Annotated in this window: 20 protein-coding genes and 2 pseudogenes; 16 read left to right on the top strand and 6 right to left on the bottom strand. The window is 69.9% G+C overall.

Features of this window, described 5'->3' with window-relative positions:
- Positions 1–2 precede the first annotated feature (2 nt).
- Complete coding sequence (locus tag NF20_RS13460; protein ID WP_023861247.1) at positions 3–368, top strand: GntR family transcriptional regulator; 366 nt, start codon at positions 3–5, stop codon at positions 366–368.
- Positions 369–419: 51 nt separating this feature from the next.
- On the opposite strand, the gene NF20_RS13455 is transcribed toward NF20_RS13460, so the two are convergent.
- Positions 420–944, bottom strand: coding sequence for a DUF1697 domain-containing protein (locus tag NF20_RS13455; RefSeq protein WP_085978475.1), 525 nt, complete (start codon positions 942–944; stop codon positions 420–422).
- Between the two features lie 74 nt (positions 945–1,018).
- On the opposite strand from NF20_RS13455, the gene NF20_RS13450 reads away from it, so the two are divergent.
- The 4 genes from NF20_RS13450 to NF20_RS26325 all read left to right on the top strand — a co-directional run bounded on the left by NF20_RS13450 (position 1,019) and on the right by NF20_RS26325 (position 2,657).
- The gene (locus NF20_RS13450) at positions 1,019–1,462 is read left to right on the top strand and encodes a PPOX class F420-dependent oxidoreductase (protein WP_003875444.1); all 444 of its coding nucleotides are present in this window, start codon (positions 1,019–1,021) and stop codon (positions 1,460–1,462) included.
- A gap of 58 nt (positions 1,463–1,520) precedes the next feature.
- A complete protein-coding gene (locus tag NF20_RS13445) occupies positions 1,521–1,745 on the top strand; it encodes a DUF5302 domain-containing protein (protein ID WP_023861249.1) in 225 nt (74 codons plus the stop codon).
- 161 nt (positions 1,746–1,906) lie between these two features.
- A complete protein-coding gene (locus tag NF20_RS13440) occupies positions 1,907–2,482 on the top strand; it encodes an HhH-GPD-type base excision DNA repair protein (protein WP_023861250.1) in 576 nt (191 codons plus the stop codon).
- A 28-nt stretch (positions 2,483–2,510) separates the two neighbouring features.
- On the top strand, positions 2,511–2,657 hold the full coding sequence (locus NF20_RS26325; RefSeq protein ID WP_003875447.1) for a hypothetical protein: 147 nt from the start codon (positions 2,511–2,513) through the stop codon (positions 2,655–2,657).
- Between the two features lie 63 nt (positions 2,658–2,720).
- Here the strand turns inward: NF20_RS26325 and NF20_RS28645 are convergent.
- Both NF20_RS28645 and NF20_RS28725 read right to left on the bottom strand, forming a co-directional pair.
- A pseudogene (locus NF20_RS28645) lies at positions 2,721–3,819 on the bottom strand (hypothetical protein).
- A gap of 47 nt (positions 3,820–3,866) precedes the next feature.
- A pseudogene (locus NF20_RS28725) lies at positions 3,867–4,561 on the bottom strand (hypothetical protein).
- A 137-nt stretch (positions 4,562–4,698) separates the two neighbouring features.
- On the opposite strand from NF20_RS28725, the gene NF20_RS13425 reads away from it, so the two are divergent.
- Positions 4,699–6,012 carry a mannosyltransferase gene (locus NF20_RS13425; protein ID WP_023861252.1) on the top strand — a complete coding sequence of 438 codons (1,314 nt, stop codon included), beginning with the start codon at positions 4,699–4,701 and terminating at the stop codon, positions 6,010–6,012.
- Positions 6,013–6,104: 92 nt separating this feature from the next.
- Here NF20_RS13425 and NF20_RS13420 read toward each other — a convergent pair whose 3' ends face one another.
- On the bottom strand, positions 6,105–6,389 hold the full coding sequence (locus NF20_RS13420; protein WP_011724058.1) for a 4a-hydroxytetrahydrobiopterin dehydratase: 285 nt from the start codon (positions 6,387–6,389) through the stop codon (positions 6,105–6,107).
- Positions 6,390–6,519: 130 nt separating this feature from the next.
- Positions 6,520–7,293: a cell division protein DivIVA gene (locus tag NF20_RS13415; protein WP_033711792.1), complete on the bottom strand. Its 774-nt coding sequence runs from the start codon at positions 7,291–7,293 to the stop codon at positions 6,520–6,522.
- A 169-nt stretch (positions 7,294–7,462) separates the two neighbouring features.
- Between NF20_RS13415 and NF20_RS13410 the strand changes: the two genes are divergently transcribed.
- The 7 genes from NF20_RS13410 (at position 7,463) to NF20_RS13380 (ending at position 18,999) form a co-directional block, all read left to right on the top strand.
- Complete coding sequence (locus NF20_RS13410) at positions 7,463–7,855, top strand: (deoxy)nucleoside triphosphate pyrophosphohydrolase (RefSeq protein WP_031353928.1); 393 nt, start codon at positions 7,463–7,465, stop codon at positions 7,853–7,855.
- A 418-nt stretch (positions 7,856–8,273) separates the two neighbouring features.
- A complete protein-coding gene (locus tag NF20_RS13405; RefSeq protein ID WP_033711794.1) occupies positions 8,274–11,966 on the top strand; it encodes a nitrate reductase subunit alpha in 3,693 nt (1,230 codons plus the stop codon).
- 1 nt (position 11,967) lies between these two features.
- Positions 11,968–13,584, top strand: a complete 1,617-nt coding sequence (gene narH, locus NF20_RS13400; RefSeq protein ID WP_003875456.1) for a nitrate reductase subunit beta — start codon at positions 11,968–11,970, stop codon at positions 13,582–13,584.
- Positions 13,581–14,264: a nitrate reductase molybdenum cofactor assembly chaperone gene (narJ, locus tag NF20_RS13395; RefSeq protein ID WP_003875457.1), complete on the top strand. Its 684-nt coding sequence runs from the start codon at positions 13,581–13,583 to the stop codon at positions 14,262–14,264. The genes narH and narJ overlap by 4 nt, the downstream gene beginning before the upstream one ends.
- Complete coding sequence (gene narI / locus NF20_RS13390; protein WP_003875458.1) at positions 14,257–14,988, top strand: respiratory nitrate reductase subunit gamma; 732 nt, start codon at positions 14,257–14,259, stop codon at positions 14,986–14,988. Before narJ ends, narI begins: the two co-directional genes overlap by 8 nt.
- A gap of 170 nt (positions 14,989–15,158) precedes the next feature.
- On the top strand, positions 15,159–17,048 hold the full coding sequence (typA, locus tag NF20_RS13385) for a translational GTPase TypA (RefSeq protein ID WP_033711795.1): 1,890 nt from the start codon (positions 15,159–15,161) through the stop codon (positions 17,046–17,048).
- A gap of 46 nt (positions 17,049–17,094) precedes the next feature.
- Positions 17,095–18,999, top strand: a complete 1,905-nt coding sequence (locus NF20_RS13380) for an ABC transporter family substrate-binding protein (protein ID WP_162151413.1) — start codon at positions 17,095–17,097, stop codon at positions 18,997–18,999.
- On the opposite strand, the gene NF20_RS13375 is transcribed toward NF20_RS13380, so the two are convergent.
- On the bottom strand, positions 19,000–19,608 hold the full coding sequence (locus NF20_RS13375; RefSeq protein ID WP_003875461.1) for a TetR/AcrR family transcriptional regulator: 609 nt from the start codon (positions 19,606–19,608) through the stop codon (positions 19,000–19,002).
- Positions 19,609–19,690: 82 nt separating this feature from the next.
- On the opposite strand from NF20_RS13375, the gene mshB reads away from it, so the two are divergent.
- From mshB to NF20_RS13360, 3 genes are all read left to right on the top strand, one after another.
- Positions 19,691–20,593, top strand: a complete 903-nt coding sequence (gene mshB, locus NF20_RS13370) for an N-acetyl-1-D-myo-inositol-2-amino-2-deoxy-alpha-D-glucopyranoside deacetylase (RefSeq protein ID WP_033711796.1) — start codon at positions 19,691–19,693, stop codon at positions 20,591–20,593.
- Positions 20,594–20,685: 92 nt separating this feature from the next.
- Entirely contained in the window at positions 20,686–21,147 is a 462-nt protein-coding gene (locus tag NF20_RS13365; protein WP_003875463.1) for a hypothetical protein, read from the top strand.
- Positions 21,148–21,251: 104 nt separating this feature from the next.
- On the top strand, positions 21,252–23,903 hold the full coding sequence (locus NF20_RS13360) for a bifunctional FO biosynthesis protein CofGH (RefSeq protein WP_050593705.1): 2,652 nt from the start codon (positions 21,252–21,254) through the stop codon (positions 23,901–23,903).
- The last annotated feature ends 35 nt before the right edge of the window (positions 23,904–23,938 follow it).

The following is a 23,938-nucleotide window of genomic DNA, read 5'->3' as shown; positions in this document are numbered from 1 at the left end:
GAGTGGAGCTGGGTGACCGGTTGCGGGTCGACATGAAGGCGGGCAAGCCGCTTTTCGACCAGCTCAGGACGCAGGTGATCGAGGGGGTGCGCGAGGGCGCGCTGCCACCCGGCACCCGGTTGCCCACCGTGCGGGAGCTGGCCGGCCAGCTCGGCGTCGCCGTCAACACCGTGGCCCGCGCCTACCGCGAGCTGGAATCGGCCGCCATCATCGAAACCCGGGGCCGCTTCGGCACTTTCGTCGCCCGCTACGACCCCACCGACGCCGCGATGGCGGCCGCGGCCCGCGAGTACGTCCGGGTGGCACGCGGCCTGGGGTTGGACAAGGCGGACGCCGTGCGCTATATCGAATCGGTGCCCGACGAGTGAGAAGCCCGGACGGGGGCTGAAAAACCTTGCCGCCGTGGGGTTTTGCGACGGCTAGCTCAACACCTTGACCAGGGTGCGCAGATTGCGGGTGGTGGTCGACGACTTGTACCGCGGCTTGCCCATCGTCTTGCCGATGGTGCTGTCCAGGGTGCTGCCCTTGGGCACCTGCCAGTAGAGCACGCCAAGCGGATCGGGGCCGCGGCGGATCCTCTCGTCGGGCCCGGCCGGCAGGGCGGCGAGTTCGTCCAGCACGGCGGCGTCGGCCACGAACGTGACATAGGACTGGTAGCCGTCGACCTCGCGCTCGAACGGATAGCCGTCGACCACCCGGCGCACGGTGTCGAGGTCATAGACCAGCACCCAGGCGTCGTAGCCGAACCGTTCGCGCAACGCGGCTTCGGCCTTCGCGCGCACCGCCGCCGCGCCGGCCTTCGACTGCAGCAGGACGTTGCCGCTGGCCAGGACGGTCCGCACCGCAGTGAAGCCGGCGTCGGTCAGGGCCTTTTTCACGTCGGCCATCTTGAGATTGACGCCGCCGACGTTGACGCCCCGCAGAAACGCCGCGTATTCGGTCATGCCCCGATTCCACCAGCTCGGCCCGGTGACGACCATCGGGGGCCGCCGGTCGGCGTGCGACGTAGGCTTTCGGCATGGGACGCCAAGTTTTCGACGACAAACTGTTGGCCGTCATCAGTGGAAATTCTCTCGGGGTGCTGGCCACCATCAAACGCGACGGGCGACCGCAGCTGTCGAATGTGCAGTACCACTTCGACCCGCGCAGCCTGGTGATCCAGGTGTCGATCACCGAGCCGCGCGCCAAGACCCGCAACCTGCGCCGGGACCCGCGGGCATCGATCCTGGTCGACGCCGACGACGGATGGTCCTATGCCGTGGCCGAGGGCACCGCGGAACTCACCCCGCCGGCGGCCGCGCCCGACGACGACACCGTGCAGGGGCTGATTGCGTTGTACCGCAACATCGCTGGTGAACATCCGGACTGGGATGAGTACCGGCAGGCGATGGTCACCGATCGGCGGGTGTTGCTGACGCTGCCGATCTCGCACGTCTACGGCATGCCGCCCGGGATGCGCTAGCCGCGCCGTCACGCTGTCCCGCCCTGCCCGCCGGGTGGTCCGGGGCTAGGCTGCCGCTATGGTTGCATCGAGTGCCCGGCAGGGTTCAACGTCGTCGAAGTCTTCGGGCGGCGCCGGATCGTCGAAGTCCGACGACGACACCAAGCGCAGATTCCGGGAAGCCCTGGACCGCAAGATGGCGAAATCCACCGGCGGCTCCGAGCACAAGGACGGCGCCGGCAAGCAGTCGCGGGCGCACGGTCCGGTGGAGAGCCGCCGGGAATTCCGCCGCAAGAGCGGCTGATGCTTCTATAGTCGATCATGTTGTGCGCCAATGTGTTTCGGCGCTGGTGATCGCTCTGTACGAGACGGCCGGCGCGGTGGGGATTCCGCCGCGCCGAGCGTGCGGTCCGCGGCGTGAACGCCCTGGACGCGGGGCCGGGGGCGCGGTTCTAGACTGTCTGCGTGCCGAAACTGCAGCTTGTCCAAGAGCCGGCCGCCGACGCCCTGCTGGACGAGAACCCGTTCGCGTTGCTGGTCGGCATGCTGCTCGATCAGCAGGTGCCGATCGAGACCGCCTTCGCCGGCCCCAAGAAGATCGCCGACCGGATGGGCCGGCTGGACGCCGCGACGATCGCCGACTACGACCCGGACAAGTTCGCCGCACTGTGTTCGGAAAGGCCTGCCATACACCGGTTTCCGGGGTCGATGGCCAAGCGCATCCAGGCCCTGGCGCAGCTGCTGGTGGACCGCTACGACGGCGATGCCGCCGCGCTGTGGACCGCCGGTGAGCCCGACGGCAAGGAGCTGCTGCGCCGGCTCAAGGGGCTGCCCGGCTTCGGCGAGCAGAAGGCGCGGATCTTCCTGGCGCTGCTGGGCAAGCAGTACGGGGTGACGCCGCCCGGCTGGCGGGAAGCCGCCGGCGAGTTCGGCAAAGCCGGCACCTACCTGTCTGTCGCCGACATCGTCGACGCCCGGTCGCTCGGGCAGGTGCGGTCCTACAAGAAGCAGATGAAGGCGGCGGCCAAGGCGGCCAAGTAGTGAGTGCACGGAAGGGAAGGGCGACAACGTGAAGACACACATAACGTGTCCGTGCGGCGAAGCCATCGTCGGCAAGGACGAGGACGAGCTGGTGGAATTGACCCAGGCTCACCTCGCCAGCGTTCATCCTGGCCTCGAATACGACCGCGACGCCATCTTGTTCATGGCCTACTGAGCGCGAACGCGCCCGCCCCGGGCCGGGACGCGCGCGTTCGCGGGCGGTGCAGCGGTGACGCCGTTACGGCACCACCGTGGAGCCGATGGTGGGCATGAACTGGCACTGCCGTTCCTTGGTGGTGACCTGCCCGAAGATCGTCGACATGATGCTGCCCGAGCCGGTGTCGGCGATCGCGCTCAACGTCGTGGGCCCGTCCGGGTTGATGTCCGGCCGCGGTTTCAGCGCGACGGTTCCGGATTTGCCGGTGGTCAGGTTGACCCAGGTGACGTTCAACGGCAGCTTCTGCTCCTCGGCGGGCCCGGGCGTGCCGACCGCCGTGAACACGTAGGCGGTCTGGCCGGGCCGGGCCGGGGCGGGGATCTTGGCCGGCCCCGCCACCGAGAGCGCGGTGGCGATGGCGCTGCTGCCGTCGGCCAGGCAGTTGGTGCCGATCGAGGGATACATGAAGTCCTGCGTGGGCGGCGCGTCGGCGCCGAACCCGGGCGCCGCCGCGGGGCCGGCGCGGCGTCGGGTGCGCCCGGGTTGCCGGGCCGCGGCGGCGGCGCCGGTGGCGGCGGAACCGGTGCGGCGGCCGGGACGGTGGCCGGCTGAACCGGCCGGGCGCGGGAGCCGCGGCGGGTGCCGGAGCGGACGGCGGGTGGCGGCGGTGCCGGAGCCGACGGCGGGTGGCGGCGGGTGCCGGAGCCGACGGCGCAGCGGCGGCGGGTGCCGGGCCGGCCGCGTGCGCCGGGTCGATGCCGGTCGGCAGGTGAGCCTGCAGACCGGGTTCGATGCCGGTTGCCGGCACGTGCTGGACCGGCGCGCCGTCCGGCGGGGTCACGCCGTTGGGCACCGGCGAGCCGGGCTCGGCGACGAACTGGTTCACCGCCGCGGCCACGTTCTTCGACTCGGTGGGCGCGGTCGGGTTGTGACTGAAGGCTTGCGCGGCGGCCATCAGCAGCTGGGTGGCTTGCTGCGGGTCGGTGGCCGCTTGCTGGATCAGCGGGCTGAGCTGCGACAAGGCGGGCAGGCCCGGCAATTGCGGGGCGGCGTTGGGTGGTGGTGCCGGCTGGGGCGCCGCCGCCGGGTCGGCTGCCGCGCCCGGGCACAGCCCGAGCGCGGCAACCGATGCCGTGACGACAGCGGCCAAACCTTTGGACAGAATCCAAGTGGTTGCCACGGTGTCCTCCGGTTCTCAGTAGTGGGTTAGCCGATTGACGGTGCTGCTCAAGGCAGGGCAGCGAGCAGCGGTGCCACCGGACCGGCCGGGCTGGCCGCCGGCGCGGGTGCCGCGGGTGCGGCGGGGGCCGCCGGTGCGCCGGGGCCTGCCCGACGCCAGCGCCGGCAGATCCTTGGGCAGCGTCACCTGCGCGGGCACGCTGACCGGCAGGCCGGCCGGCATCGCCGGCATGTTGACCTGCGCCTGCGGCAGCTGCGGGCGGGCGGCGTGGCGGGCGCCGCCGGTGCCGACAACCCGGGATCGCCGGCAGGCCGGGGATCGACGAAGAGGCCGGAGCGGCGGGAGCCGCGGCCGAGGGCTGCGCGCCCGTCAATCCCTGGATCATTCCGGGGATGCCACCTGTCGCCGTCGACGGCGCCGAGGGCGCCGCCGCCTGCGGCAGGCCCGGGATGGAGGGCACGGCCGCCGGGGACGACGCGGTCACCGGCGAGCCGGCCGCCGGAACACCCGGGAAGCTGATGCCCGGGGTGGCCGGCGGCGCCGGCGGCGTGGCGCCCAGCGCGGTCGCGAGGTTCTGCAGGATTTGCGGTGCGTTGGCCGCCGAGCTGATCAGCTGCTGCGGGATGTTGGGCACCGGCGGAGTGGGCACGGGGTCGGCGTGGGCGATTCCGCCCGTCAGTAGCGCTGCGGACGAGCCGACCACGACGGCGGCTGCACGCAAGTAAGTCCAAATGGTTGGCATGACTCTCCCTGGTTGATCGATTACAGGTCCCGCCGCCGAAGCTACTTTGATGCAGATGGGACTCAAGTGACACGTGTGGCATTTATTTGATCGTTACCGATACGAGCGACAGCGGTGACCGGTCGCGCGAAAACCGCTTGAAAACGGGTCATCTGGGCACCGAGGCCACGGCGGCGCGCGCCCCGATCGCTAAAGTCGGGCGGATAGACACCACCTCGGCCGCCCCGGCGGCACCCAGCACCCGGCGTGCAGCGGACGTCCTCGCGGTGGCGGCCCCGCTGCTGCTCGTCGCGAGCGTCGCCGCGCGCCTGGCCTGGACGTACCTGGTCCCCAACGGCGCGAACTTCGTCGACCTGCACGTCTACCTCGGCGGAGCGGCCGCGCTCGACCACCCCGGCACGCTGTACAGCTACGTCTACGCCGACCAGACGCCGGACTTCCCGCTGCCGTTCACCTATCCGCCGTTCGCGGCCATCGTCTTCTACCCGCTGCACCTGTTGCCGTTCGGCCTGGTGGCCCTGGGTTGGCAACTGGCGACCATCGCCGCGCTGTACGGCGCCGTCCGGATCAGCCAGCGCCTGCTGGGCGTGCCGGCCGGCGCCCACGGCCGGCGTGTCGCGATGGTGTGGACGGCGGTCACCATCTGGATCGAGCCGCTGCGCAGCACCTTCGACTACGGGCAGGTCAACGTGTTGCTGATGACCGCGGTGCTGTGGGCGGTCTACAGCACGCGATGGTGGGTGTCGGGTCTGCTGGTCGGATTGGCGGCCGGCATCAAGTTGACTCCCGCGGTCTCCGGTGTGTACCTGGCCGGTGCCCGGCGGTGGGCCGCGACGGTGTTCTCAGCCGTCATTTTCCTTGCCACCATTGGGATTTCGGTCCTCGTCGTCGGCGACCAGACGCGCTACTACTTCACCGAGCTGCTCGGCGACGCCCACCGGGTCGGCCCCATCGCCACCTCGTTCAATCAGTCCTGGCGCGGCGGTCTCTCACGAATCCTGGGTCACGACGTGGGATTCGGACCGTTGCTGGTGACCGCCGTCGCGGGCACCGCGGTGCTGGCCGTGCTGGCTTGGCGCGCACTGGACCGCTCCGACCGGCTGGGCAGGTTGATCGTGGTGGAGGTGTTCGGGCTGCTGCTCTCGCCGATCTCCTGGACACACCACTGGGTGTGGCTGGTGCCGCTGATGATCTGGGCGATCCACGGCCCGGTGCGCGCCTGGCGCGGCGCGCGCCTCGTGGGGTGGGGTTGGCTGGCGCTGACCCTCATCGGGGTGCCGTGGTTGTTGAGCTTCGCGCAACCGAACATCTGGCAGATCGGCCGGCCGTGGTATCTGGCCTGGGCGGGGTTGGTCTACATCGTCGCGGCGGTAGCGACGTTGATCTGGATCGCGGCCGCCGGCCGCCGCGCCGGTCACCAGGTCACCGCGCCGAGCGTCACGCCAGCGTGACCGCCGCGGCCGAGCGTCACGCCAGCGTGACCGCCGCGGCCGAGCGTCACGCCAGCGTGACCGCCGCGGGCGCAGGCGAGGGCGGGCGAGGGCTAGCTGCCGACGATGCCGTTGATGTCGCGCGCCATGTCGACGTCGTTTTGGGTGATACCGCCCTCGGAATGCGTGACGAGCGCGAAAGTCACTGTCCGCCAACGAATGTCGATGTCGGGGTGGTGATCCTTGCTTTCCGCGTGCTCGGCTACCCGGCGCACGGCGTCGATGCCGTCCAGGAAGCTGGGAAACTTGATCGACCGCCGCAGCGCGCCGTCGGCACGCTCCCATCCGTCCAGATCGGGCAGTGCGGCGTCGATTTGCTCATCCGTTAACACAGCCATAGCTCTGTCCTCAAGGCGCTTTTGCGGTAGGGGTGCCGGGTCCACCGTCCACCACGCCCCAGCTTAGTTTCCCGTCACCAGATGTACAGGACACGTCGCGAAAGAGCGGTGAACCCCAGCGGCCGGTCGACTACGAGGCGACCGCGGGACCCGGCGCCTGATTCTTCGGGTCCAAGGGCACCACGACGCTGGCTTCCGAAGGACTCGTTCGTTCTTGATAGGCGGATTCCAGGCTGGCCGGAAGACCTTGGAGGTCGCGGGCCACGTCCATCAGTTCCTCCAAGATCATGATGCGTTGCTGATTCGCTTCCTCGACCGTGCGCCGTGCCCGCTCATCGAGATCATCGGCCTTCTGCTTCGCCTCGGCGAGGAGCCGCGCGCACTCACGCTCAGCTTCCTGGCGCGCCTCGTCGATCGACGCTTGGGTCTCCGCACGCATCGTCGCGAGTTCGGCCTCGAGTTCCTTCTGGGCTTCCTCGCGCTCCGTTTCCAACGCCTCCCGCTGTGCGGCCATGTCCGCCAACAGCTCTTGGTGCTCTCGATGCGATGCTTCGACCTGCGCCGCGGCCGCCGCGATCATCGACTCCGCCTCGGCCTGCGCCTCGGCCTGCATCCGGGAAATCTCCTCGAGCGTGCGGCGCAGCATCTTCGTCATCCGATGCTGGATCGCGTACGGCGTCGGCGAGGTGTCCGAGAGGTGGGCAACCTCGTCCTTGAGGCAGGCGACTTCGATCCGCAGCGCGGCCAATTGGTCGCCGGATTCGTTTCGCTGCGCCCTGAGGTTCTGAACTTCGTCGATCAGAAGCTTCTGCTTGGCCAGCAACGCCTCGACGTAGGCATCGACCGCGGCGGGGTCATAGCCCCGGAACACGCGTGAGAACGCCGTTGCGGGTTCGGTGATCATGTGCCAACCCCCATTCTGCAAAAGTGCCTGGCAGAGGCCACACCGGCCACCGTCAAGTATTCCACGGTCTCCGCGAAACCGTAAGAGAGTTGTTGTGCGGCAAGGGAATTGGGTGCGATGCGCGGGTAAGGAGGGCGGCGTGCGCGCCGACGGTATACCGTCACTGGCCATGCCGACCCAGATCGTGGTCGCCGGGGCCCTCATCCGCGGTTCGCGCCTGTTGGTGGCCCAGCGCGCCCGCCCGCCGGAGTTGGCCGGGCGCTGGGAACTGCCCGGCGGCAAGGTCGCGCCCGGCGAGACCGAGCGCGACGCGCTGGCCCGCGAGTTGGCCGAGGAGCTGGATCTGCGGGTCGGCGACATCGCGGTGGGCGACCGGCTCGGCGGGGACATCGCGGTCGACGGTGGGATGACGCTGCGCGCCTACCGGGTGCGGTTGCTGCGCGGCCGACCGGAAGCGCGCGACCATCGGGCTCTGCGCTGGATCACCGCGGCGCAGCTGCACGACCTCGACTGGGTGCCGGCCGATCGCGGCTGGCTGGGCGACCTGGCGCGGGTCCTTTAACCAAGTCCACAGACTTCCGGCAGCTGACGCACAGCCGTGTTGCAGGTCGTCGCAGTGAACTGAATAGAACAATATGACTTGTAATAACGACGCCACACGAATCTGCCCTGGATGTGCGTGCCGATAGCGAGCCGAGTGCTTGTTCCGACCGTGCCGTCCCGGCTTCGGTGCCGGACCGGCAGGCTTCCCGCTGCCCGCATACCGGCGCGGCTCACCTGGTGTTTTGCCAGCCGGTCGCGCGCCCTCGCCGCGGCGGCGGCGGCCTATGCTGGGCCCGTATCGCCCCCAGCCCGCGGGCCTGAAATGCCGACGGACGAGCCGATCCGGGCTGGTGTGGACGGGTGGGTCCACCCCGCCGGTCACAACTGAGAGCGTGCCCAGCTCGCGGCGTGACGCTATCGACCAGGAGGAGTACTTCTTGACTGCCACACCCCACGTCGGTGGAGTGCTCGAGGAGCTGCTGGAGCGCAGCGGGCGGTTCTTCACGCCGGGCGAGTTCTCCGCCGACCTGCGCACGGTGACCCGGCAGGGCGGCCGCGAGGCCGACGTGTTCTACCGCGACCGGTGGAGCCATGACAAGGTGGTTCGCTCCACGCACGGGGTGAACTGCACCGGGTCGTGCTCGTGGAAGATCTACGTCAAGGACGGCATCATCACCTGGGAGACCCAGCAGACCGACTACCCGTCGGTCGGTCCGGACCGGCCCGAGTACGAGCCGCGGGGCTGCCCCCGCGGCGCGTCGTTTTCCTGGTACAGCTACTCGCCCACCCGGGTGCGCTACCCGTACGCACGCGGCGTCCTGGTCGAGATGTACCGGGAAGCCAAGGCACGCCTCGGCGATCCGGTGCTGGCCTGGGCCGACATCCAGGCCGACCCCGAGCGCCGCCGCCGCTACCAGCGGGCCCGCGGCAAGGGCGGACTGGTCCGGATCACCTGGGCCGAGGCCACCGAGCTGATCGCCGCCGCCCACGTGCACACCATCAAGACCTACGGCCCCGACCGGGTGGCCGGATTCTCGCCGATCCCGGCGATGTCGATGGTGTCCTACACCGCCGGCTCCCGGTTCTTCGAGCTGATCGGCGCCCCGATGACCTCGTTCTACGACTGGTACGCCGATCTGCCGGTGGCCTCGCCCCAGGTGTTCGGCGACCAGACCGACGTCCCCGAATCCGGGGACTGGTGGGACGCAGCGTATTTGATGATGTGGGGCTCGAACGTCCCGATCACCCGCACGCCCGACGCGCACTGGATGGCCGAGGCGCGCTACCGCGGCACCAAGGTGGTCACCGTCAGCCCGGACTACGCCGACAACACCAAGTTCGCCGACGAGTGGATGCCCTGCGCCGCCGGCACCGATGGGGCGCTGGCGATGGCGATGGGCCACGTCATCCTCTCGGAATGCTATGTGCAAGAACAGGTTCCGTTCTTCACGGACTATGCCCGCCGCTACACCGATCTGCCGTTCTTGATCAAGCTCGAAGAGCGCGGCGACATGCTGGTGCCCGGCAAGAACCTCACCGCGGCCGACCTCGGCGAGGCGGTCGAGAATGCGGCGCTCAAGCCCGCGCTGCTCGACGAGACCACCAATTCGGTTGCGGTGCCGCACGGTTCGCTGGGCTTCCGGTACGGCGAGTCGGGCGTGGGGAAGTGGAACCTGGACCTGGGCGACCTGGTGCCGGCGCTCAGTGTGCGGGCCGCCCCGACCGAGGACGGGGAGACGGCGCTGGTGCACCTGCCCAGCTTCGACACCGTCGACGGCGAGGGGAAGTCCGTGGCGCGCGGCGTCCCGGTGCGCCGCGTCGGTAAACACCTGGTGTGCACGGTCTTCGACCTGATGCTCGCCCAATACGGGGTGGAGCGGCCGGGGCTGCCCGGTCAATGGCCCACCGGCTATGACGACGCGACCCAGCAGAACACCCCGGCCTGGCAGGAGGCGATCACCGGCGTGTCGGCCGCCCAGGCCATCCGGGTGGCGCGGGAATTCGCGCGCAGCGCAGAGGAATCCGGCGGCCGCTCCATGATCATCATGGGCGGCGGCATCTGCCACTGGTTCCACAGCGATGCGATCTACCGCGCGGTGCTGGCGCTGCTGATGCTGACCGGGTCGATGGGCCGCAACGGCGGCGGCTGGGCGCACTACGTCGGCCAGGAAAAGGTGCGCCCGCTCACCGGATTTCAGACCATGGCGATGGCGACGGACTGGGTGCGCCCGCCGCGCCAGGTGCCCGGCGCCTCGTACTGGTACGCCCACACGGATCAATGGCGGTACGACGGCTGCGGGGCGGACAAGCTGGCCAGCCCGGTGGGCCGGGGCCGGTTCGCCGGCAGGCACACCATGGACCTGCTGGCCTCGGCGGTGGCGATGGGGTGGAGCCCGTACTACCCGCAGTTCGACCGGTCCAGCCTGGACGTCGCCGACGAGGCGCGCGCCGCCGGCCGCGATGTCGCCGAGTACGTCGCCGAGCAGCTCGGCCGCCGCAACCTCAAACTCGCGGTGACCGATCCGGACAACCCCGTCAACTGGCCGCGGGTGCTGACCGTGTGGCGCGCCAACCTGATCGGTTCGTCGGGCAAGGGGGGCGAATACTTCCTGCGGCATCTGCTGGGTACCGACTCCAACGCGTCGGCGGTGCCGCCCGAGGACGGGGTGCGGCCCGTCGACGTGACCTGCGAGGGAGACATCCCCGAGGGCAAGCTCGACCTGATGATGTCGATCGACTTCCGGATGACCTCGACGACGCTGGTGTCCGACGTGGTGCTGCCGGCGGCGACCTGGTACGAGAAGGCCGACATCTCCAGCACCGACATGCACCCGTATGTGCACGCGTTCAGCGCGGCGACCGACCCGCCCTGGGAAACCCGTTCGGACTTCGACGCTTTCGGCGCCATCGCCCGCGCGTTCAGCACCATGGCCAAGGAGCACCTGGGCACCCGCACCGACGTGGTGCTCACCGCGCTGCAACACGACACACCCGACGCGATGGCCTATCCCGATGGCGCCGAACACGATTGGCTGCGCAGCGGGGCGACGCCGGTGCCCGGACGCACCATGGGCAAGCTCACCGTGGTGGAGCGCGACTACGCCGCCGTCTACGACAAGTGGCGCACGCTCGGCCCGCTGGTCGACAAGTTCGGGTTGACCACCAAGGGCGTCACCGTGCATCCGTTCCGCGAGGTCGAGGAATTGGCCGCCCGGTTCGGGGTGCTGAAATCCGGTGTGGCGGCGGGCCGCCCGGCCATCACGACCGCCGCGCGGATGGCCGACGTGCTGCTGCTGCTGTCGGGCACCACCAATGGCCGGCTGGCGGTCGAGGGTTTCCACGAGCTCGAGAAACGCACCGGGCAGCGGCTGGTGCATCTGGCCGAGGGCAGCGAGGACAAGCGCATCAGCTACGCCGACACCCAGGCGCGGCCGGTTCCGGTGGTCACCAGCCCGGAATGGTCGGGCAGCGAGACGGGTGGCCGCCGGTATGCGCCGTTCACCATCAACATCGAGAACCTCAAGCCGTTCCACACGCTGACCGGACGGATGCACTTCTACCTGGCGCACGACTGGGTCGAGGAACTCGGCGAGCATCTGCCGGTGTTCCGACCGCCGCTGGACATGGCGCGGTTGTTCGGCCAGCCGCGGCTGGGCGCATGCGAGGACGGAATCGGGCTCACCGTGCGGTATCTGACCCCGCACTCGAAGTGGTCGTTCCACTCCACCTACCAGGACAACCTGTACATGCTGTCGCTGTCCCGCGGCGGCCCGACCATGTGGATGAGCCCGGGAGACGCGGCGAAAATCCAAGTGCGCGACAATGATTGGGTCGAGGCGGTCAACGCCAACGGCATCTACGTGTGCCGGGCCATCGTCAGCCACCGGATGCCCGACGGGGTGGTGTACGTCTATCACGTCCAGGAGCGCACCGTGGACACGCCGCGCACCGAAACCAACGACAAGCGCGGCGGCAACCACAACGCGCTGACCCGGGTGCGGATCAAGCCCAGCCACCTGGCGGGCGGGTACGCCCAGCACGCGTTCGCGTTCAACTACCTGGGGCCGACCGGCAACCAGCGCGACGAGGTGACGATCGTCCGTCGTCGCAGCCAAGAGGTGGTGTACTGACATGAAGGTCATGGCGCAGCTGGCGATGGTGATGAACCTCGACAAGTGCATCGGCTGCCACACCTGCTCGGTGACCTGCAAGCAGGCCTGGACCAACCGGTCGGGCACCGAATACGTGTGGTTCAACAACGTCGAAACCCGTCCGGGACAAGGCTATCCGCGCACCTATGAGGACCAGGAGCGGTGGCGTGGCGGCTGGATCCGCGACAAGCGAGGCCGGCTGCGATTGCGTGACGGCGGCCGTTTCCAAAAGCTGCTGCGCATCTTCGCCAATCCCAAGCTGCCGGTGATCGGCGACTACTACGAGCCGTGGACCTACGACTACGAGAACCTGACCACCGCACCCGCCGGTGACACCTTCCCGACGGCCGCGCCGAAAAGCCTGATCAGCGGCGAGCCGATGAAGGTGTCCTGGGGACCGAACTGGGACGACAACCTGGCCGGGTCGCCGGAGATCCTGGCCGAGGACCCGATCCTGAAGAAGGTCAGCGAAGAGGTGAAACTCTCGCTCGAGCAGACCTTCATGTTCTACCTGCCCCGGATCTGCGAGCACTGCCTCAACCCGTCCTGTGTGGCCTCGTGCCCGTCGGGCGCGATGTACAAGCGCAGCGAGGACGGCATCGTGCTGGTCGATCAGGACCGCTGCCGCGGCTGGCGGATGTGTGTGTCCGGATGTCCTTACAAGAAGGTGTATTTCAACCACAAGACGGGCAAGGCCGAGAAGTGCACGCTGTGCTATCCGCGGATGGAGGTGGGGCTGCCCACCATCTGCTCGGAGACGTGCGTGGGCCGGCTGCGCTATCTGGGTGTGGTGCTCTACGACATGGACCGGGTACTCGAGGCGGCGTCGGTGGAAAACGACACCGACCTCTACCGGGCGCAGTGCGATATCCTGTTGGACCCCAACGATACTGACGTCATCGCGGGCGCGCGGGCGCAGGGCATTCCCGACGAGTGGATCGAGGCCGCGCAGCGTTCCCCGGTGTACGCGCTGATCCACACCTATCGGGTGGCGCTGCCGCTGCACCCGGAATACCGGACCATGCCGATGGTGTGGTACATCCCGCCGCTGTCGCCGGTGGTCGACGCGGTCAGCCGCGACGGCCACGATGGCGAGGACCTGGGCAACCTGTTCGGCGCGCTGGACGCGCTGCGCATCCCGATGCAATACCTGGCCGAGCTGTTCACCGCCGGTGACACCGCGGTGGTCGAGGGCGTGTTGCGGCGGCTGGCGGCGATGCGCTCCTACATGCGCGACATCAACCTCGGCCGCGAAACCCAGCCGCACATCCCGCATTCGGTGGGCATGACCGAGGAACAGATCTACGAGATGTACCGGTTGCTGGCCATCGCGAAATACGAAGAGCGCTATGTCATCCCGACGGCCTTCGCGCCGCAGGCCCGCGACCTCGAGCAGATGGGCTGCTCGTTGACCGGCGACGGCGGGCCGGGCATGTACGAGTCGGAGCCGGTGGCCGTGGAGACCTTCCACGCCCTCAAGCAGCGCGGCGGCCCCACCGAGGCAGAGCCCGGCAGCACCCGGCCGCGGGTGAACCTGCTGAACTGGGACGGCGGCCAGGTGCCCGCCGGCATGTTCCCCGAGGCGCAGCGGCGATGAGGCTGCTGTCGGCGCTGCGGGAGCGCTCCAGCAGCCGGGTGATGCAGGATCGCCTGGTGTGGCAGGCGGCGTCCCTGCTGCTGGCCTACCCCGACGACGGGTTCGGCGGGAGGCTGGACACCGTGGAAGAGTTGCTCGGCCATGTCAGCGGCCCGGCCGGCACGCTGCTCGGGCAGACAGCCGCGGCACTGCGCGGCCGCGAACCGATGGCCGCGGCCATGGACTACGTCGCGACCTTCGACATGCGCCGGCGCGCCACCATGTACCTGACCTACTGGACCGCCGGGGACACCCGCAACCGCGGCCGCGAGATGCTGGCCTTCGCCACCGCCTACCGCGAGGCGGGCGTGCAGCCGCCCAGCAACGAGGCACCCGACCACCTGACCGTGGTGCTCGAATTCGCCGCCACCGTCGACCCCGACGCCGGGCGGCGGCTGTTGATCGCGCATCGGGTGCCGATCGACGTGCTGCGCTGCGCCCTGGCCGACGCCAAGTCGCCGTACGAGCCGGCCGTCGCGGCCGTCTGCCAGACCCTGCCCGCGGCAACCGATCAGGAGGCGCGCCGCGCCGAGCGGCTGGCCCGTCAACTGTTAGAGGCCGGCCCGCCCGCGGAAGCCGTTGGGCTGCAACCGTTTACCTTGACCGTGCCACCTCGAGCCGAAGGAACCCCCGGTGTTTAGCAACGTCCTGTTCTGGGACATCTCGCCCTACGTCACGCTGTCGGTGCTGATCGTGGGCACCTGGTGGCGCTACCGCTACGACAAGTTCGGCTGGACGTCGCGGTCGTCGCAAATCTACGAGTCGCGGCTGCTGAGCATCGCCAGCCCGATCTTCCACTTCGGCATCCTGGCCGTGTTCGCCGGACACGTGATGGGGTTGTTCATCCCGCCGCGGGTGACGCACATGCTGAAGATGAGCGACCACCTCTACCACATGCAGGCCGTCATCGCCGGGTCGGCCGCCGGCTTCGCCACCCTGGCCGGCGTCGGGCTGCTGATCTACCGCCGCTTCACCCGCCCGGCGGTGTCGGCGGCCACCACCCGCAGCGACAAGGTGATGTACGTGGTGCTGGTGCTGGCCATCGTGGTCGGCCTGTACTGCGACCTGATCGGCACCGGCCCGCACGGCGGGGAGTTCCACTACCGCTACACCGTGGGGTTGTGGTTCCGCCGCATCTGGATCCTGCAGCCGCACGGCGAGGTGATGGTCAACGCGCCGCTGGACTACCAGTTGCACGCCCTGATCGGCATGGTGCTGTTCACGCTGTGGCCGTTCACTCGGCTGGTGCACGTGTTCAGCGCCCCGGTCGTCTACCTGTTCCGGCCCTACATCGTCTACCGCAGCCGCGAGGTGGCGGCCAAGGACCAATTGGTGGGCACGGCGCCGCGCCGCCGCGGCTGGTAAGACGGCGCGCCCCGGCGTTCAGTGTGCAGCCAGGTAGGCGACACGCCGATGCGGCCCGCCCAGGATGCACACTGAAACGCCCAGGATTCACACTCGACGAGCGGACCCGAGCGGCCCGGGTTATCCAGCCGGTTCGCTATCGGCGGCCCCGCGCTGCCAGAATCTCCGACGTGCCATTTCGCAACGTCGCCATCGTCGCCCACGTCGACCACGGCAAGACCACCCTGGTGGACGCGATGCTGCGGCAGTCCGGGGCGCTGCACCACCGCGGCGACGACACCCAGGAGCGCATCCTGGACAGCGGTGACCTGGAGAAGGAAAAGGGCATCACCATCCTGGCCAAGAACACCGCCGTGCACCGCCACCACCCCGACGGCAGCGTCACGGTCATCAACGTCATCGACACCCCCGGGCACGCCGACTTCGGCGGCGAGGTGGAGCGCGGGCTGTCCATGGTGGACGGGGTGCTGCTGCTGGTCGACGCCTCGGAGGGGCCGCTGCCGCAGACCCGGTTCGTGCTGCGCAAGGCGCTGGCCGCGCACCTGCCGGTGATCCTGGTGGTCAACAAGACCGACCGGCCGGACGCCCGGATCGCCGAGGTGGTGGAGGCCAGCCACGACCTGCTGCTCGACGTCGCCTCCGACCTGGAGGACGAGGCCGCCAAGGCCGCCGAGCACGCGCTGGGCCTGCCGACGCTGTACGCCTCCGGCCGCGCCGGCGTTGCGAGCACCGAGCAACCGGCCGACGGCGAGGTGCCCGCCGGGGAGAACCTCGACCCGCTGTTCGACGTGCTGCTCGAGCACATCCCGGCGCCGTCGGGCGACCCGGAGGCGCCGCTGCAGGCGCTGGTGACCAACCTCGACGCGTCGACCTTCCTGGGCCGGCTCGCCCTGATCCGCATCTACAACGGCAAACTGCGCAAGGGCCAACAGGTGGCCTGGATGCGCGAGGTTGACGGGCTGCCGGTGATCACCAGCGCCAAGATCACCGAACTGCTGGCCACCGAGGGCGTCGAGCGCAGCCCCACCGACGAGGCGATCGCCGGCGACATCGTCGCGGTGGCCGGGCTGCCCGAGATCATGATCGGCGACACCCTGGCCGACCCCGACCACGCCCACGCGCTGCCCCGGATCACCGTCGACGAGCCGGCGATCTCGGTGACCATCGGCACCAACACCTCGCCGCTGGCCGGCAAGGTGCCCGGCCACAAGCTGACCGCCCGGCTGGTCCGCAACCGGCTGGACCAGGAGCTGGTCGGCAACGTGAGCATCCGGGTCGTCGACATCGGCCGGCCCGACGCCTGGGAGGTGCAGGGCCGCGGCGAGCTCGCCCTGGCCGTGCTGGTCGAACAGATGCGCCGGGAGGGCTTCGAGCTCACCGTCGGCAAGCCGCAGGTGGTGACCCGCACCATCGACGGCCAGCTGCACGAGCCGTTCGAGGCGATGACGATCGACTGCCCCGAGGAGTTCGTCGGCGCCATCACCCAGCTGATGGCCGCCCGCAAGGGCCGCATGGAGGAGATGACCAACCACGCGGCGGGCTGGGTCCGGATGGACTTCATCGTGCCCAGCCGCGGGCTGATCGGCTTCCGCACCGACTTCCTCACCATCACCCGCGGCACCGGCATCGCCAACGCCGTGTTCGACGGCTACCGGCCGTGGGCGGGGGAGATCCGGGCCCGCCACACCGGGTCGCTGGTCTCCGACCGCGCCGGCACCATCACGCCGTTCGCCATGATCCAGCTCGCGGACCGCGGCCAGTTCTTCGTCGAACCCGGTCAGGACACCTACGAGGGCATGGTCGTCGGAATCAACCCGCGCGCAGAGGATCTCGACATCAACGTCACCCGGGAGAAGAAGCTAACCAACATGCGGTCCTCGACCGCCGATGTCATCGAGACGCTGGCCAAGCCGCTCGAGCTGGACCTGGAGCAGGCGATGGAATTCTGCGCGGCCGACGAATGCGTCGAGGTGACTCCGGAGATCGTGCGGGTGCGCAAGGTCGAGCTGGACGCCACCTCGCGGGCGCGCAGCCGGGCCCGCGCCAAGGCCCGGGGCTGAACCACTGGTGGTCGGACGGGCTGCTGTGCGGCTGCTCGATACCCTGATCAGCGTGCCGAGACGAGTGCGCCGGGTGTTCATGGTGCTCGGCGGCCTGGTTTCGGTGGTCGGCCTGGTGCTTTCGGCGTGCACGGTCAACCCGCCGCCGGCCCCGCAGAGCACCGACACGCCGCACAATTCGGTGCCGCCGCCGCCCCGGGTCAGCCAGATCATCATGGGCATCGACTCGATCGGGGCGGGCTTCAATCCGCACCTGCTCTCCGATCTGTCCCCGGTCAACGCGGCGATCAGCGCGCTGGTGCTGCCCAGCGCGTTCCGGCCGGTGCCCGATCCCAACACGCCCACCGGCTCGCGCTGGGAGATGGACCCGACCCTGTTGGTGTCCGCGGAGGTGACGAGCCAGAACCCGTTCACGGTGACCTACAAGATCCGGCCCGAGGCGCAGTGGACCGACAACGCCCCGATCGCCGCCGACGACTTCTGGTACCTGTGGCACCAGATGGTCAGCCAGCCCGGGGTCGTCGACCCGGCCGGCTACGACCTGATCACCGGCGTGCAGTCGCTGGAAGGCGGCAAGCAGGCGGTGGTCACCTTCTCCGAGCCCTACCCGGCGTGGAAAGAGTTGTTCAACAACATCCTTCCGGCGCACATCGTCAAGGACGTGCCCGGCGGTTTCGCCGCCGGTCTGGCCCGGGCGCTTCCGGTCACCGGCGGGCAGTTCCGGGTGGAGAGCATCGACCCGCAGCGCGACGAGATCCTGATCGCCCGCAACGACCGCTATTGGGGCCCTCCGGCCAAGCCCGGCCTCATCCTGTTCCGGCGCGCGGGAGCGCCTGCGGCCCTTGCCGATTCGGTGCGCAACGGCGACACCCAGGTGGCGCAGGTGCACGGCGGCTCGGCGGCGTTCGCGCAGCTGTCCGCCATCCCCGACGTGCGGACCGCCCGGATCGTCACACCGCGGGTCATGCAGCTCACGCTGCGCGCCACCCAGCCCAAACTTGCCGACACGCAAGTGCGTAAGGCGATCCTGGGATTGCTCGACGTCGACCTGCTCGCGGCGGTGGGCGCGGGCAGCGACAACACGGTCACCCTGGACCAGGCCCAGATCCGGGCGCCCAGCGACCCCGGCTACGAGCCGACCGCCCCGCCGGCGATGACGACACCGGCGGCGCTGGCGTTGCTGGAAGGCGCCGGATACAAGGTGGAGCCCAACACCTCGGCCTCGCCGGCGACGCCCGCCCCGGGTCCGCCCAACACCGGGCCGCCCGAGGTCATCCGGGGCCGGATCAGCAAGGACGGCCAACAGCTCTCGCTGGCCATCGGGGTGGCAGCCAACGACCCGACCGCGGTGGCGGTGGCCAACACCGCCGCCGACCAGCTGCGCAACGTCGGCATCGCCGCCACCGTGCTGGCGCTGGACCCGGTCACCCTCTACCGCGACGCGCTGAACGACAACCGGGTGGACGCGATCGTCGGATGGCATCAGGCGGGCGGCAACCTGGCCACCCGGCTGGCCGCCCGCTACGGCTGTCCGGCGCTGCAGTCCACCCAGGTGCCGGCCTCCACCGAGCCGACGCCCACGTCGCCCGCCCCGGGCGGGCCCGCCCCGTCGACCGGACCGGCCACCAGGTCGGCAACCCCCACCTCGACACCACCGCCGAGCCGGCCCGCCGACCCCAATGCCCTGGTGCAGGCGCCGTCCAACCTCACCGGCATCTGCGATCGCAGCATCCAGTCCAACATCGACGCCGCCCTCAACGGCACCAAGAACATCAACGACGTGATCACCGCGGTCGAACCGCGCCTGTGGAACATGTCCACGGTGCTGCCGATCCTGCAGGACACCACCATCGTGGCGGCCGGCCCGAGCGTGCAGAACGTCAGCCTGTCCGGCGCGGTCCCGGTCGGCATCGTCGGTGACGCCGGCCAATGGACCAAGACCGGGCCGTAGCTAGTCGGCGGCGCGGTCCGAATCCCGCGGCGGGATCACGGTATCGACGATCAGGGCCAGCTCCCGCCGGTTCGGCGGCGACCCGTTCAGCAGGAAATGCTGGTTGATCAACGCCGACCCGATGCGAGCGGTGAGCGGGGTGATCGACTTCGGATCGAGGTCGCCGTCCTGCACGGCGGACTGCAGGATCGATTCCACGATCTTCAGCCGCGGCCGGACCACCGCGTCGGCGAAGATGGCCCGCATCTCGGGCTCGTGCAAGAGCTGCTGAATGACCTCGATGCCGGGAAACGCGGTCTTGCCGGCCAGCAGGTCGCGCTGCGCGGTGAACATCGCCAGCAGGTTCTCCCGGGCCGACCGGCCGGACCGCAGCTCGGGCACCGGCGGCAGCGCGAAAACCAAAGCGGCGTGCACCAGTTCGCACTTGGTGTCCCAGCGCCGGTAGAGCGCGGCCTTGCCGGTGTGGGCCCGCGCCGCGATGCCCTCCATGGTCAGGCCCCCGTAACCGACTTCCGTCAGCTCGGCCAGGGTGGCCTCGTAGAGGGCGCGTTCGAGGACCTCGCCGCGCCGACGGCTTCGGCTGCCGGTCCGGTCGGTCAGCTGGGGCATTTCTTGATAGTAGCCGTGCGCGTTCCTATCTGCTGCTTCCCGGCGCAGCAACCGCACCACGGCGGCCGGTAGGGTGCGCTGCATGGCTGAGACGCCGCGGCTGCTGTTCGTCCACGCGCATCCCGACGACGAGAGCCTGGGCACCGGCGCCACCATCGCGCACTACACCGCGGCCGGCGCGGACGTCCGGGTGGTGACCTGCACGCTGGGCGAAGAGGGCGAGGTGATCGGCGAGCGGTGGGCCGAACTCGCGGTCGATCGCGCCGACCAGCTCGGCGGCTACCGGATCGGCGAACTGACCGCCGCGCTGCGGGAGCTGGGCGTCGGCGAACCGTGCTATCTGGGCGGCGCGGGCCGCTGGCGCGATTCCGGCATGCCCGGCACCCCCAGGCGGCGCCGGCAGCGATTCATCGACGCCGACGAGCGCGAGGCCGTCGGCGCGCTGGTGGCCGTCATTCGCGAGCAGCGCCCGCACGTCGTCGTCGGCTACGACCCCGCCGGCGGGTACGGCCACCCCGACCACGTCCACGTGCACACCGTGACGACGGCCGCCGTGGCCGCGGCCGGCGCCGGCGACTTCCCGGGCGAGCCGTGGGCGGTACCCAAGTTCTACTGGTCGGTGTTCGCGACCCGGCCGTTCGAGGCGGCCGTGCAGGCGCTGACGCCCGAGGACCTGCGGCCGGGCTGGTCGATGCCCTCGGCGGAGCAGTTCACCTTCGGCTACGCCGACGACCACATCGACGCCGTCGTCGCGGCGGGCCCGCACGCCTGGGCGGCCAAGCGGGCGGCGCTGGCCGCGCACGCCACCCAGGTGGTCGTCGGGCCGACCGGCCGCGCCTGCGCGCTGTCCAACAACGTGGCCCTGCCCATCCTGGACGAGGAGCACTACGTCCTGGTCGCCGGCGCCGCCGGCGCGCGCGACGAGCGCGGCTGGGAGACGGATCTGCTCGCGGGCCTGGAATTCGGCGCCGCCCCCAGGCGGTAGGCTGCCAATCAGGCAGCCACGGAAGGAATTCGCATGGACCCCGACCTGGACCCTAATCAGCAGCACTGGCAGGACCGGCTCGACAGCCTGCAGTGGGTTATCGGCTCGATACTCTCCAACATCGACAGCGTTCCGACCTGACCGAAACCAAGCCGCGCGTCGCGTCCGGTGAAGACAGCGGCGCGACAGACCCCGCGATTCGTTTCGTTGTCCTGGCGCTGTTGGCGGTCGACGGGGTTCTCTCCGCACTGGCCGGGGCCCTGCTGCTGCCTTTGTATATCGGGACGGTTCCCTTTCCCATCAGCGGATTGATTTCCGGGCTGCTCAACGCGGCGCTGGTGTGGGCCGCCGGGCGCTGGACCCGATCACCGCGGCTGGTCGCGCTGCCGCTGTGGACCTGGCTGCTGACCGTCGCGGTGATCAGCATGGGCGGCCCGGCCGACGACGTCATCCTGGGCGGCCGCGGGGTGATGGCCTACGGGGCCCTGCTGCTGCTGGTGCTCGGGGTGGCGCCGCCGGTCTGGGTGCTGTGGCGGCGCGGCCGCGGCGGCTGAGCCGCCGTGTTCCGGGCCGGGATGTCGCCCGCTTGCCGGTGTGGGCGTGGCGCTACTGTTGACAGTTGCCCATCCGGGACCCGCCACGGGTGCCACGATTTCACATGTTGGGACGCGCGGATGAAATTCGATCGTGGGGAAGTTACACCAAGGTGCTGTTGACTCCGGGCGAGGAGCCTACCGCCCTACCTGATCCTGTGGTTCCGGCCAGGGCCTCATCGCGGGCCACGCCGAAGGCGACCGCCTCGGCGTTACGACGGGTGTTGCGGCGGGCTCGAGATGGCGTTGCGCTGAACATCGACGAGGCGGCGGTCGCGATGACCGCGCGCGGGGACGACCTGGCGGACCTGTGCGCCAGCGCGGCCCGGGTCCGCGACGCGGGCCTGGAGTCGGCCGGCCGGCGCGGCCCGGGCGGCGGGCTGCCGATCACCTACTCGCGCAAGGTTTTCATCCCGGTCACCCACCTGTGCCGGGACAACTGCCACTACTGCACCTTCGTCACCGTGCCGGGCAAACTGCGCGCCCGAGGCGCGGGCCTGTACCTCGAGCCGGACGAGATTCTCGACATCGCCCGCCGCGGCGGTGAACTCGGTTGCAAGGAAGCACTATTCACCCTCGGCGATCGCCCCGAGGATCGCTGGCCCGAGGCGCGGGAGTGGCTGGAGGCGCGCGGCTACGATTCGACGCTGTCCTACGTGCGGGCGATGGCGATCCGGGTGCTCGAGGAGACCGGGCTGTTGCCGCACCTGAACCCCGGCGTGATGAGCTGGTCGGAGATGGCGCGGCTCAAGCCGGTGGCGCCGTCCATGGGCATGATGCTCGAGACGACGTCGCGGCGGCTGTTCGAGACGAAAGGCCTTGCGCACTACGGCAGCCCGGACAAGGACCCGGCGGTGCGGCTGCGCGCGCTGACCGACGCGGGCCGGTTGTCGATTCCGTTCACCACGGGTCTGCTGGTCGGCATCGGCGAGACACTCGCCGAACGCGCCGACACCTTGCACGCGATTCGCAAGTCGCACAAGGAGTTCGGCCATGTGCAAGAAGTGATCGTGCAGAACTTCCGGGCCAAGGAACACACCGCCATGGCCGCGGTCCCCGACGCCGGCATCGAGGATTACCTGGCGACCGTGGCGGTGGCGCGGCTGGTGCTGGGCCCCGGGATGCGGATTCAGGCCCCGCCGAACCTGGTGTCCCGCGACGAATGCCGGGCGCTGATCGCCGCCGGGGTCGACGACTGGGGTGGTGTGTCACCGCTGACGCCCGACCATGTCAACCCCGAGCGGCCGTGGCCGGCGTTGGACGAATTGGCCGCCGTCACTGCCGAATCCGGCTACGAGCTGGTCCAGCGGCTGACCGCGCAGCCCAAATACGTGCAGGCGGGTGCGGCCTGGATCGACCCGCGGGTGTCCGGGCACGTCCGGGCGCTGGCCGATCCGGTGACCGGTCTGGCCCGCGACGTCAATCCGGTGGGGCTGCCGTGGCAGGAACCCGACGACGTCGGCTCCTCGGGCCGCGTCGACCTCAACGCGGCGATCGACACGCAGGGCCGCAACAGCGAGACCCGCAGCGACATCGACAGCGCCTTCGGCGACTGGGAGTCGATCCGCGCGCACGTGCACGAGCTGGCCGCGCAGGGCGCCAGAGCGCCGGAACGCCTGGACAGCGACGTGCTCGCCGCGCTGCGCTCCGCCGAACGCGACCCGGCCGGCTGCACCGACAGCGAATACCTGTCGCTGGCCACTGCCGACGGTCCGGCGCTGGAAGCCGTTGCCGCCCTTGCAGATTCGTTGCGCCGCGACACCGTCGGCGACGACGTGACGTTCGTGGTGAACCGCAACATCAACTTCACCAACATCTGCTACACCGGCTGCCGGTTCTGCGCCTTCGCGCAGCGCAAGGGCGACGCCGACGCGTACTCGCTGTCTACCGAGGAGGTCGCTGACCGCGCCTGGGAGGCGCACGTCGCCGGCGCCACCGAGGTGTGCATGCAGGGCGGCATCGACCCCGAACTGCCGGTCACCGGCTACGCCGATCTGGTCCGCGCGGTCAAGGCGCGGGTGCCGTCGATGCACGTGCACGCGTTCTCGCCGATGGAGATCGCCAACGGGGTGACCAAGAGCGGGCTGTCGATCAGGGAGTGGCTGATCAGCCTGCGTGAGGCCGGGCTGGACACCATCCCCGGGACCGCGGCCGAGATCCTCGACGACGAGGTGCGTTGGGTGCTGACCAAGGGCAAGCTGCCGACCTCGCTGTGGATCGAGATCGTCACCACCGCACACGAAGTGGGGCTGCGGTCGAGCTCGACCATGATGTACGGCCACGTCGACAACCCCCGGCACTGGGTGGGCCACCTCAACGTGCTGCGCGACATCCAGGACCGCACCGGCGGTTTCACCGAGTTCGTGCCGCTGCCCTTCGTGCATCAGAGCTCGCCGCTGTATCTGGCCGGCGCCGCCCGTCCCGGCCCCACCCATCGGGACAACCGGGCGGTGCATGCGCTGGCCCGAATCATGTTGCACGGCCGCATCTCCCAGATCCAGACCAGCTGGGTCAAGCTCGGTGTGCAGCGCACCCAGGTGATGCTCAACGGCGGCGCCAACGACCTGGGCGGCACGCTGATGGAGGAGACCATCTCCCGGATGGCCGGCTCCGAACACGGGTCGGCCAAGACCGTGGCCGAGCTGACCGCGATCGCCGAGGGCATCGGGCGCCCGGCGCGCCAGCGCACCACCGACTACACCCCGCTGGCCGCCTAGTTCGCTTTCCTGTCACAGCCGGCGGGTATACCCGA

Origin of the sequence: Mycobacterium sp. MAC_080597_8934 (genome assembly GCF_000523975.1) — a bacterium.
Lineage (GTDB): Bacteria > Actinomycetota > Actinomycetes > Mycobacteriales > Mycobacteriaceae > Mycobacterium > Mycobacterium avium.
This window is presented reverse-complemented; position numbering and strand designations above follow the sequence as displayed.